The sequence below is a fragment of the Micromonospora sp. DSM 43699 genome (assembly GCF_055517075.1).
Window position 1 is genome coordinate 19,960 of sequence record NZ_JBTMMT010000037.1, and the last position, 11,174, is coordinate 31,133.

Annotated in this window: 8 protein-coding genes; 4 read left to right on the forward strand and 4 right to left on the reverse strand. The window is 73.2% G+C overall.

Annotated elements, in window-relative coordinates; all coding sequences use genetic code 11:
• Position 1: 1 nt before the first annotated feature.
• Both AC0AIB_RS18630 and AC0AIB_RS18635 read right to left on the reverse strand, forming a co-directional pair.
• The gene (locus AC0AIB_RS18630) at positions 2–1,174 is read right to left on the reverse strand and encodes a PQQ-dependent sugar dehydrogenase (protein WP_442930840.1); all 1,173 of its coding nucleotides are present in this window, start codon (positions 1,172–1,174) and stop codon (positions 2–4) included.
• Positions 1,175–1,236: 62 nt separating this feature from the next.
• Positions 1,237–3,042: a GAF domain-containing SpoIIE family protein phosphatase gene (locus tag AC0AIB_RS18635; RefSeq protein ID WP_328339318.1), complete on the reverse strand. Its 1,806-nt coding sequence runs from the start codon at positions 3,040–3,042 to the stop codon at positions 1,237–1,239.
• A 165-nt stretch (positions 3,043–3,207) separates the two neighbouring features.
• Here AC0AIB_RS18635 and AC0AIB_RS18640 point away from each other — a divergent pair, with 165 nt between their 5' ends.
• Entirely contained in the window at positions 3,208–4,134 is a 927-nt protein-coding gene (locus tag AC0AIB_RS18640) for a 2-hydroxyacid dehydrogenase (protein ID WP_328339315.1), read from the forward strand.
• A gap of 72 nt (positions 4,135–4,206) precedes the next feature.
• On the opposite strand, the gene AC0AIB_RS18645 is transcribed toward AC0AIB_RS18640, so the two are convergent.
• Positions 4,207–4,581, reverse strand: coding sequence for a PH domain-containing protein (locus AC0AIB_RS18645; RefSeq protein WP_328339313.1), 375 nt, complete (start codon positions 4,579–4,581; stop codon positions 4,207–4,209).
• A gap of 164 nt (positions 4,582–4,745) precedes the next feature.
• On the opposite strand from AC0AIB_RS18645, the gene AC0AIB_RS18650 reads away from it, so the two are divergent.
• The gene (locus AC0AIB_RS18650) at positions 4,746–7,325 is read left to right on the forward strand and encodes a putative bifunctional diguanylate cyclase/phosphodiesterase (RefSeq protein WP_328339312.1); all 2,580 of its coding nucleotides are present in this window, start codon (positions 4,746–4,748) and stop codon (positions 7,323–7,325) included.
• Positions 7,326–7,372: 47 nt separating this feature from the next.
• Here the strand turns inward: AC0AIB_RS18650 and AC0AIB_RS18655 are convergent, their stop codons facing one another.
• On the reverse strand, positions 7,373–8,392 hold the full coding sequence (locus AC0AIB_RS18655; RefSeq protein WP_328339310.1) for a LacI family DNA-binding transcriptional regulator: 1,020 nt from the start codon (positions 8,390–8,392) through the stop codon (positions 7,373–7,375).
• 390 nt (positions 8,393–8,782) lie between these two features.
• Here AC0AIB_RS18655 and AC0AIB_RS18660 point away from each other — a divergent pair, with 390 nt between their 5' ends.
• Both AC0AIB_RS18660 and AC0AIB_RS18665 read left to right on the forward strand, forming a co-directional pair.
• Positions 8,783–10,063, forward strand: coding sequence for an ABC transporter substrate-binding protein (locus AC0AIB_RS18660; protein WP_465097146.1), 1,281 nt, complete (start codon positions 8,783–8,785; stop codon positions 10,061–10,063).
• A 44-nt stretch (positions 10,064–10,107) separates the two neighbouring features.
• Entirely contained in the window at positions 10,108–11,121 is a 1,014-nt protein-coding gene (locus AC0AIB_RS18665; RefSeq protein WP_442930504.1) for a carbohydrate ABC transporter permease, read from the forward strand.
• Positions 11,122–11,174: the final 53 nt, after the last annotated feature.

The window sequence follows — 11,174 nt, forward strand, 5'->3', positions numbered from 1 at the left end:
GTCAGCTCCGGCCGGCACCGCCGTCGGCGAAGACCAGCCGCAGCAGCCGGTCGTCCTCCGGCACCGGCTGGCCGCGCCCGTCGTGGTTGGAGGTGGAGACCCAGAGCGAACCGTCCGGGGCGGCGGCGATCGCCCGCAACCGACCGTACTTCCCGGTGAGGAGTTCCCGGGGCGCACCGAGCACGGTGCCGCCGTCGGTCAGCTCCACCAGCCAGAGCCGCTCGCCGCGCAGGCAGGCGGTGGCCAGTGACCGGCCCGTCGCCGCCAGCCCCGCACAGGACGCCTCCGAGGTGCCCCACTGCGCGATCGGGTCGACGAACCGCTTGTCACCGGCCTGCCCCTCCACCGTCGGCCAACCGTAGTTCGCGCCCTTGTCGATCCGGTTGAGCTCGTCCCAGGTGTTCTGGCCGAACTCGGTGGCGTACATCCGCTTTCCGGAATCCCAGGCCATGCCCTGCACGTTGCGGTGCCCCAGCGACCAGACCGGCGAGTTCGGGAACGGGTTGCCCGCCGCCGGTTTGCCGTCCGGGGTGATCCGCAGGATCTTGCCGGCCAGGTTGGCGCGGTCCTGGGCGGCGTCGCGGTTGCCGGCGTCGCCGGTACTCACGTAGAGCTGCCCGTCCGGGCCGAAGGCGAGCCCGCCGCCGTTGTGGTTGCCGGCCTTGGGGATGCCGGTCAGGATCGGCGTGGGGGTGCCGCCCAGCGTCAACCGGGCCACCCGGTTGTCCTGCGCGGTGGTGTAGTAGACGAAGACCGACCGGTCCTGCGCGTACGCCGGTGAGACGGCGATGCCGAGCAGCCCCGCCTCACCGGACGCGGCCACCTCCGGCACGGTCTGCACCGGGGCGACGGTCAGCCCCTGCGCCCCCGACTCCGGCCCGACCTTGAGGATCCGGCCGCTGTCCCGCTCGGTGACCAGCGCCGCCCCGTCCGGCAGGAAGGCGATCGCCCACGGTACCCGTAGACCCTTCGCCAGCACCGTGGCCACCACCTGCTGCTCCGGGGTGCCCGCCGACGCAGACGGGGTCGGCAGGTTGGGGGGCTCACCGGCCGGGTCGGGCTCCGGCGGGCCGAGACTGCACCCGGTCAGCAGCAGCGCGACGCCGGAGGTCGCCAGGGCCGCGCGGACCCGGGCGGTGCGGGGGTACGGGAGTCGGGCGGTCACCCGCCCCAGCCTAGCCCGCGAATCCGGACCCGCCGGGCCGGCGGCGGACGGGCCACCGGTCGGTGGACGCCTCAGCGGGCCCGTACGGCCAACAACGCCACGTCGTCCTCGCGCCGCTGTTCGGTGCCGAGCAGCAGGTCGCACAGGTCGGCGGCGGGCCGGGCACCGGCGGCGGCGACCCGTTCGCACAACTGCGCCATGCCCTCGTCGATCGGCTGGTCCCGCCGTTCCACCAGCCCGTCGGTGTAGAGCAGCAGGGTGTCCCCGGGAGCGAGCAGCACCTCCGCCCCGGTCCGCGGGACCGGGCGGGTGAACCCCAGCAGCGGCTCCCGGCGGCCGCCGAGCAGTCGTACGCCGCCGTCGGCGGTGACCAGCAGCGGCGCGGGATGGCCGGCGTTGCACCAGGTGACCGCGACCCCGCCCGGGGCCGGCCGCAGTCGGGCCAGCACCGCCGTGGCGGCGGTCGGGATGTGCAGCCCCGAGATGGTGGCGTCCAACCGCCGCATCAACTCGTCGACCGGGTCGCTGCGACCGTACGCGTTGCCCCGCACCAGGTTGCGGAGCTGCCCCATCGTCGCGGCGGCCTCGATGTCGTGGCCGGCGACGTCCCCGATCGCGGCGATCAGGTCGCCGTCGGGCTGGACGAAGGCGTCGTACCAGTCGCCGCCCACCTCCACCCGGTCGGCGGCCGGCTGGTAGCGGGCCACCAGCTCGACCCACGGGCTCTGCGGCAACTGCGGGAGCATGCTGTGCTGCAACACCTCGGCGACGTGCCGCTGCTCGCCGTAGATCCACCCGTTGCCGACCGCCTGCCCGGCGCGACGGCCGATCTCCAGTGCGGTACCCAGGTCGTCGTCGTCGAAGGCCCGCCGACCCGGCCCGTTGACCAGGGTCACCGCGCCCATCACCGCGCCCCGGCCGGGGGCCGGCACCGGCACGGTCAGGTGCGAGGCGAAGCCCAGCCGTTCGGCGAGGGTCACCAGCTCCGGGGCGTCGCTGGCCTGCCGGATGTCGGCCAGGTCGGCGACGCCGCGCAGCACCGGCTGGCCGGTCCGCAGCACCGTCCGGGTGATCGAGGCCGGGCCGAGCCGGTGGAGCGCGAGCTCGCCGAGCCGGGCCACCTCGGCGGCGCGGGCCGGATCACGGTGCACGGCGGTGACCCGTCGGGGGGTGCCTGCCCGGTCGACCAGGGTCACCGTGGCCCAGTCGGCAAGCAACGGCACCACCGCGTCGGCCAGCCGTCCCACCGCCGTCTCCACGTCGAGTGTCCCGGCCAGGGTCTCGCTCAGCGAGGCGAGCAGGTTGAGCCGGTCGTGTGCCTGCTCGACCAGGCGGCGGGCCTCCTCGGCCGCATCCAGCGCGATCCGCAGCCGCAGCTCCGAGGAGCAGGCCGCCGCCAGGTCGGCCAGGGTGCGTAGCTGGGCCTTCGTCCAGGCCCGGGGTTTGCTGTCGATCGCGCACAGCGAGCCGAGCACCCGGCCGTCCAGGTCGGTCAGCGGCATCCCGGCGTACGCGATGACGCCCAGTTCCGGCACGGCCAGGTTGTCCCGTACCCGGGGATAGAGCCGGGCGTCCGGCAGCACCAGCGGGATCTCGGTGTCGATCACGTGTTGGCAGAACGAGTGGCTCAGCGGGGTCTGCCGGCGGGCGGCCCACGGGTCGGGCAACCCGACCGCGCCGGGGAAGAACTGTCGGGTCTCGCTGACCAGGGAGACCAGCGCCACCGGCACGTCGAGCAGGTCGCTGACCAGCCGGGCGAACCTGTCGAACGCCTCGTCCGGCGCGGCGCCCAGACCGGTGTCGGTAAGCGACCGCAGCCGGGCCGGGTCGGCCAGTGCGGGGATGTCGACGGCCGGCCGTTCGGTGCGTTCGGTCATCGACCACCTGTCTGCCGTGATGGGGGACGCCGTTCGACGTCCGACCCTCGGTTATACCTGCCCCGGCCGATCCGCGCCTGTGGACGTGGGCGACGTCGCCCGGTGCGGCGTCGGTCGGCCGGCCCGTCTGCACGGGCCGCCGTCGGAGGGCTATCGTCGGCACGCGTGAAGGTATGGATTCCGCATTCCGCCGGTGTCGAGCTGCTCGGGCCGGTGCCGTGCGGTGTCACCGTACAGCCGTGGACCGATCCGGCGAATCCCCCCGGCGACCCGGCGGACGTCCGGTTCTGGGTGCCGCCGTTCCTGGCCGGCACGGACACCACGACGATGCTGGACCGGCTGCCCGACCTGGCGGTGGTGCAGCTCCTCTCCGCGGGGGCGGACGCCTGGACCGGTCGGGTGCCTGCCGGGGTCACCCTGTGCGACGCCCGGGGGGTGCACGACGCCGGCACCGCCGAGTGGGTGGTCACCGCGATCCTCGCCCAGTTGCGCGGCTTCCCGGCGCTGGCCCGCGCCCAGGCCCGGCGGGAGTGGGCGTACGACCAGGTCGCGCCGACCGACGAGCTGACCGGCAAGCGGGTGCTGATCGTGGGAGCCGGCTCGATCGGCGCGGCGGTACGGGACCGGCTGGCCCCGTTCGACGTCACCTTCACCCTGGTCGCCCGCAGCGCCCGGCCGGCCGAAGGGGTCCACGCGGTGGCCGAGTTGCCGCGGTTGTTGCCCGAGGCCGACGTGGTGGTGCTGTTGGTGCCGTTGACCGACGCCACCCGGGGGTTGGTGGACGCCGACTTCCTGGCCGCCATGCCGGACGGGGCGCTGCTGGTCAACGCCGCCCGTGGCCCGGTGGCGGACACCTCGGCGCTGGTCGCGGAGCTGACCTCGGGCCGGCTGCGGGCGGCGCTGGACGTGACCGAACCGGAGCCGTTGCCCGCCGACCATCCGCTCTGGGAGCTGCCGAACGTGCTGCTCACCCCGCACGTCGCCGGCTCGGTGCGCGGGCTGCTGCCCCGGGCGTACCGGCTGGTGGGGGAGCAGGTGCGCCGGTTCGCCGCCGGGACGCCGCTCGTCAACCGGGTGGTGGACGGCTACTGACAGCGCCGCTGTGGGCGGGCCGGCGCACAGCTCGGATGGTGGGGCTCCGGACCGGTGGGGCGGCTGCCCGGCTCAGTGGGTGTCGGGCCGGGTCTGCCCGGTGATCGAGACCAGTCGGGGCAGGTCCGCGCCGCGGACGGCGGGAAGGGGCAGCTGATGCCCGTCGGCGAGCCGGACGACGGCCCGGCCGCGTGGGTCGGCGGCCAACTCGACGACCTGTTCCCAGGGCACCCGTCGGCTTCCGGCCAGCGCTCGCAGCCGCAGCTCGCGCGGGTCGGCGTCGGTGCCGGAGCGCCAGGCCCAGACCGCGACGACAAGCGGGATCAGCAGTACGGGCAGCAGGTACCACCGGGCGGCGGCCAGGGGCAGCGCGCCGACGGTGGCGATCACGGCCGCGACCAGGATGGCCTGGTTGTGCCGGAAGCGGATGGTGTCGGCGCTACTCACCCCCCGATGATCCCACCTGCGGCCGGGCCGACCGGCACCCGGGGCTGCCGCCGCGAATAGGTGACGCGGGTCACGGCAGAGGGGCATAACCGGGGGGATTGCGGCTCGTTGAAACGCTAACCCCTTCTGCACCGGCCCGTGTCCCCCTCACGAAGGCGACCGCCGTGACCGTCGCTCCCCTCCTCCGCCGCCCACCGTCCGCCCCGATCGTGTTCTCGCTGCTCGCCGCGCTGCTGATCGGTGCCGGCCTGGCAGATGTCCTCCCGCCGCTGGCGGCCACCGCGCTCGCCGGCGCCGGCGGCTGCGCGCTGGCCATCCGTCGACTGTTCCGACTGACCACCACGGGTGGCCCGGACCGGCGGGCCCGGCACCGCCGCCGGGCCGCCGCCCTGCTCAACGCCGCGGTGACGGTGGCCGGGCTGACCGTGGCGGTGTTACCGCTGACGCCGACGGTACGGCGGGTCGAGGTCGCGGCGGTCGGGCTCGGCGTGGCCACCCTGGCGTACGCGGTCGGTCTGCTCCTGCTGCCCGGCCACTCCCGGCTGACTCCCCGGGCCCGGTTGCGCCGTGGGGTGGACGTGCTCGGCCTGGGCACCGCGCTGCTCTTCGCCGGCTGGGTGCTGGTCCCGCCCGGTCCGGTGCCGCCGGTGGTCCGGGTGGTCACCGTGGTCGGCGCGGGTGGTCTGGCCGGGTTGCTGGTGAGCGCGTTGGCCGACGGGCGTCGTCGTCCCGGGGCGGCCCGCTGTCGGGTCGGGGCGGCGGCCGTCCTGCTCGGGCTGGCCGACCTGGTGGCACTGCTGGCCTACCGGGCCCCCGGGGCGGCGCTGCTGACCGCGGTGCCGTTGCTGGCCGGCGGGGCGCTGCTGACCGCCACCGCGATGGCCCGGGTCTCGGCGGGTGACCCGGCCGGTCTGTCCGGTCCACCGCCGGCCTGGCCACGGGTGACCGCCCCCGCGGTGGTGGCCACCGTGGCGGCGGTCGGCCACCTGGTGTTCGTGGGCGGCTTCACCCGGACCGCCGTCCTGCTGGGGCTGGCGGTGATCCCGCCGTTGGTGGGCCGGGAGTTGATCTCCGCGACCGACAACCGACGGTGGGCGGGCCTGCTGGCCGCCCGGGAGGCGTATTTCCGGACGTTGGTCTCGGGTGGTCGCGACCTGACCCTGGTGCTGGACGACGGGTTGCGGGTCCACTGGCTGTCGGAGGCCGGCGAGCGCTGGTTCGGGCTGCGCCAGGACGAGGTGTGCGGGCTGGCGCTGGCCGACCTGTTGCACCCGGACGACGCCCCGGTCGTCCTGGCCCGGCTGGCCGCGCAGCCCGACGACGGTGTTCCGCCGCTGCTGGTGGCCAGGATGCGGGCCGGTGACGGTGGCTGGCGCGAGATCGAGTCGACGGTGAGCGACCAGCGGGACGTGCCGGAGGTTGCCGCGGTGGTGCTGCACGTGCGGGACGTCGGGGAACGCCGCCGGTGGGAACGTGAGCTGCGTCGGATCGCGGCCACCGACCCGCTCACCGGGCTGGCCACCCGGCGGGAGCTGTTGCGGGTGCTCGACGAGCGGTGCGGCACGCCCGGTGCCCTGCTCGTGCTCGACGTGCACGGCCTCGACCTGTCGCCGGACGGGCCCGCTCCCGCGGGGGCCGACGCCGTCCTGACCACCACCCTCCGCCGGCTGCGTGACGTGGTCGGTCCCCGGGACCTGGTGGCCCGGCTGTCCGGCACGGAGTTCGCGGTGGTCACCGATGCCGCCTCGGTGCCGGCGTACGCGTTGGGCGGACGACTGCTCGCCGCGTTGACCGAGCCGTGTCCGGTGTCGACGGGGATGGTGCGGTTACGGGTCGGCGTGGGCCTGGCCGAGCTGGCCGGCGCGGGGCCGCCGGACGTGCTGCGCCAGGCCGAACTGGCGCGTCGCCGGGCCGTCCAGCTCGGCCGGAACCGGGTCGAGTTCTACGACGCCTGCCTGGAGGAGCAACTGGTCCGCCGGCTGGACCTGGAACGGGAACTTCCCGGCGCGCTGGCCCGGGGCGAGTTGGACCTGGTCTACCAGCCGGTGCTGGCGTTGGCCGACCGGCGCCCCGCCGGCATCGAGGCGTTGTTGCGGTGGCGCAGCCCGGTCCTGGGCACCGTGCTGCCGGCCGAGTTGTTACCCGTCGCCGAGGATCTCGGCCTGCTGGGTGAGCTGGGTAGGTGGGTGCTGGACCGGGCCTGCCGGCAGCTCGCCGACTGGTCGTACGGGGGCCGGGAACTGTGGCTGGCGGTCAACGTCACCCTGGCCGAGCTGTTGGCGCCGGATCTGGTGCCCCGGGTGGCGGCGGTGTTGGCCGGGCACAACGTCCCGGCGGAACGGCTGGTGCTGGAGATCGCCGCGTCGAGGCTCGGCACCGATCTGCCGACGGTGGTGACCCGGCTTGCCGGGTTGCGGTCGATGGGGGTGCGCACCGCGCTCGACGACTTCCGGGCGGAGCACGCCTCCCTGGCCCAGCTCCGCCGGCTGCCGATCGACCTGTTGAAGGTGCAGCCGCAGCCGGCCGTGCCGGCCGACGGTGCCCGTCCGCTGATCGACGTGGTGGTGGGCCTGGGGGAGCGGCTGGGGGTGACGGTGGTGATGGCGGAGCTGGAGTCCGAGCCGGACGTCGACCGGGCTACCCGGGCCGGCTGCCGGTACGGCCAGGGTTACGCGCTGGCGCGGCCGGCCACCGCCGAACGGGTCGAGGCGTACTTCGCGGAGTTCCCGACCACAGCCCGGTGAGATCGACCGCCCCGGTGAGATCGGGTAGGCGGCTTTCCTGAACCGGTTCACCTCGCCCGGGGCGGTGCGGTGCTGCCGCGCGGGGTCAGGTGCGCCGTCTCGTCCTGGAGCCCGTCGACCGGCTCGCCGGCGATGACGGCGAGCAGTTGGCGGGCGGCGTGCGCGCCGTAGGCGGGGATGTCCCGGCTGAGCGCTGTCAGCGGCGGGTGGACCAGCTGGCACAGCGGGGAGTCGTCCCAGGCCACGATGGACAGGTCGGCGGGCACGCCGAGCCCCATCTCCTGGGCCACGGAGAGCCCGGCGATCGCCATCACGTCGTTGTCGTAGATCAGCGCGGTGGGGCGCTGGGCGGAGCTGAGCAACCGTCGGGTGGCCCGGGCGCCCTCCTCGCCGGTGTAGTCGGACCACACGGTCGCCGCCTCGGTGAGCCCGAGCCGACCGCACACCTCGGTGAAGGCGTCGGTCCGGATGCCGGTGTGCAGCAGCGAGGGCAGACCACCGACCCGGGCGATCTTGCGGTGGCCGAGCGCGACCAGGTATTCCACCGTCTCGGCCAGCGCCGCCGCCTCGTCGGACCAGACGCTGGCCAACGTGCCGGTGTGCCCCGGCCCGCCGATCACCACGGCGGGTAGTTGCAGTTCTTCCAGGGCGGGCACCCGGATGTCGTCGGTACGCAGGTCGCAGACGAGGACCCCGTCCACCCGCCGCTCGGCCCACCACCGTCGGTAGACCGCGATCTCCGCCTCCTGGTCGGCCACCACCTGGAGGGTCAGCGCGTACGAGCGGGCGGAGAGTTCGGCCTCGACGCCGCTGATCAGCTCCATGAAGAACGGCTCGATGCCGAGTATCCGGGCTGGCCGGCACAGCGCCAGGCCGACCGCGTCGGCGGTGGCGCCGGAGAGCGCGCGGGCGGCGCTGCTCGGGCTGAAGCCGATCTCGGCGGCGATCGCCAGGATCCGCTGCCGGGTGGTCTCCGAGACGCCCGGTTGCCCGTTGAGCGCGTACGAGACCGCGCCCTTGGACACTCCGGCGCGTCGGGCGACGTCGGCGATGGTCGGCCGCTTCACCGGCGGGTCTCCTCCACTCCTCGCGGCCTGGGCAGGCCGTCCACGGGGCCGGGATCGCCGGCGGTGCCCACGCTACCGGTGCCTGGTCCGGCCGGTGTCCCCGGCTGTGGTCGACCCCTGCCCGTCGTGGGCGGACGATCTGCTTGCCCGGTTAAGCGCGGCAGTCGCGTCGCGCCCGGATAGGGGCGCGCGGGGCTGCCGTGCGGGCCGACAGAGCCGCCTCATCACGACTGGTCACGCTCCCATGGGCACCCGCAGGTTACCGGTCGAGAGCGTTGTTAACCGGCCGTTGACAGTGCACGGGGTGGCCCGTACGGTGGCCTCACTTATCCGGTTCAGTCAACGTTCCTCGATGTCTGGAGCGTTCCCCATGCGTGCGCGGAGGATGAGATGACACGGTCCTGGACCCACTGGGCCCGCGCGGCGGCGGTCGGTGCCGTCAGCCTGACGATGATCGCCGCGTGCAGCGGCAAGAGCACCACCGACTCGGGCGGCAAGGGCGGCCAGGTCACCCTCAAGATCAATTTTTGGGGCGACTTCGGTCTCCAGGACCTCAAGACCCGCTACGAGGCCGACCACCCCAACGTCAAGATCCAGCTCAACTCGGGCGAGTACAACGCCCAGCACGAGGATCTCCAGAAGAAGCTGGTCGCCGGCAACGGCGCGGCGGACATCGCCGCCGTCGACGAGGGCTTCATGGTCCAGTTCCGCAGCCAGTCCGACAAGTTCGTCAACCTGCTCGACAAGGGCGCCGGCTCCTACGAGAGCAAGTACCTGCCCTGGAAGTGGAAGCAGTCGCTGTCGGCCGACGGCAAGAGCCAGATCGGCCTCGGCACCGACGTCGGTGGCCTGGCCATGTGCTACCGCACCGACCTGTTCAAGGCCGCCGGGCTGCCCACCGAGCGGGACCAGGTCTCCGCGCTCTGGCCCACCTGGGACAAGTTCATCGAGGTCGGTCAGGAGTACACCGGCAAGACCAGGAAGAAGTTCCTCGACTCCGGCACCAATTTGTTCAACCCGATCCTCGGCCAGCAACCGGTCGGCTTCTACACCGACCAGGAACAGCTCCAGATGGAGCAGGGCCCGAAGGTCGCCTTCGACTACACGATCAAGGCGATCGGGGCCGGGCTCTCGGCCAACCTGACCAGCTTCCAGGCCGACTGGGACAAGGGCTTCACCGCCGGCTCGTTCGCCGTGCTCGCCTGCCCGGCGTGGATGCTCGGCCACATCAAGGACACCGCACCCGGCACCCAGGGCAAGTGGGACATCGCCGCGGTGCCCGGTGGCGGCGGCAACTGGGGCGGCTCGTTCCTCACCATCCCCAAGCAGAGCAGGCACGTCGACGAGGCGTACCAGCTGCTGGAGTGGCTGGTCCAGCCGGAGCAGCAGATCGAGATCTTCAAGAAGGTCGGCAACCTGCCCTCACAGCCGGCGCTCTACGCCGACCCGGCGATCGCCGAGTTCAGGAACCCGTTCTTCAACGACGCGCCGGTCGGGCAGATCTTCCCGAAGATGGCGCAGGGGCTGACCCCGCAGTACCTGGGCAAGAAGAACGGCCCGACCCGGGTCGCCGTGGAGAACGTGATCACCCGGGTGCAGAACAGGACCCTGAAGCCGGACGCCGCCTGGGCGGAGGCGGTCAAGGAGGCCGAGAAGGCCGGCACGTCCTGACCGTCCGCACCTCCCGTCACGTCCCCGGCCCTGGAGGGTGTCCTGTGTCCACCACCCGTGCCGCGTCGCCGTCGAGTCACCGCAACGGGCCGGAGCACGATCCCTCCGGGGCCGGTGACCGGTCGCTCGACTGGCGCAACCGGCTGTACCGCTTCGACATGCGTTACCTGCCCTACCTGATGGTCGCGCCGTTCTTCCTGCTCTTCGGCGTCTTCGGGCTCTTCCCACTGCTGTTCAACGGGGTCGTCGCGCTACGCAACTACCGGCTCGACGACCCGACCCTGCCGTACTGGGCGGGTGTCGCGAACTTCAGCCGGCTCGCCGGCGACGAGGACTTCTGGAACGCGCTCTACAACACCTTCGGCATCTTCCTGCTCTCCTCGGTGCCGCAACTGCTGCTGGCGCTGGTGGTCGCCTCGCTGCTCAACCGCAGGCTGCGGGCGCAGACCTGGTGGCGGGTCGGGGTGCTGCTGCCGTACGTCACCCCGATCGTCGCCTCGACGATGGTGTTCAGCGCGTTCTTCTCCCGCAGTTTCGGGATGGCCAACTGGTTGCTCGCCGAGGTGGGCATCGGCGGGACCGGGGACGCCGCGATCGACTGGCGGGCCGACAAGCCGCACGCCTGGATCGCCATCGCCACCATGGTCAACTGGAAGTGGATCGGCTACAACGCCCTGCTCTACCTGGCCGCCATGCAGTCCATCCCACGCGACGTCTACGAGGCGGCGGCGATCGACGGGGCCGGCCCGTGGCGGCAGCTCTGGCGGATCACCGTGCCGATGATCCAGCCGGTCATCGTCTTCACCGTGGTGCTCTCCACCATAGGCGGGCTGCAACTGTTCACCGAGCCGATGCTGTTCGACCTGAACGCGCAGGCCGCCACCGGCGGGCCGAACGGCGAGTGGCAGACCATCGCCCAGCTCATCTACAAGGTCGGCTGGAAGGACCTCAACCTCGGCTACGCCGCCGCGATGTCCTGGGCGCTGTTCCTGATCATCCTGCTGGTCACCGGCCTCAACACCCTGCTCACCAACCGCCTGTCGGGAGGTCATCGGTGAGCGCGAGGAACGCAGCGCAGCGGAGTACCGCAGTCGCGAGCGAAAGGTCATCG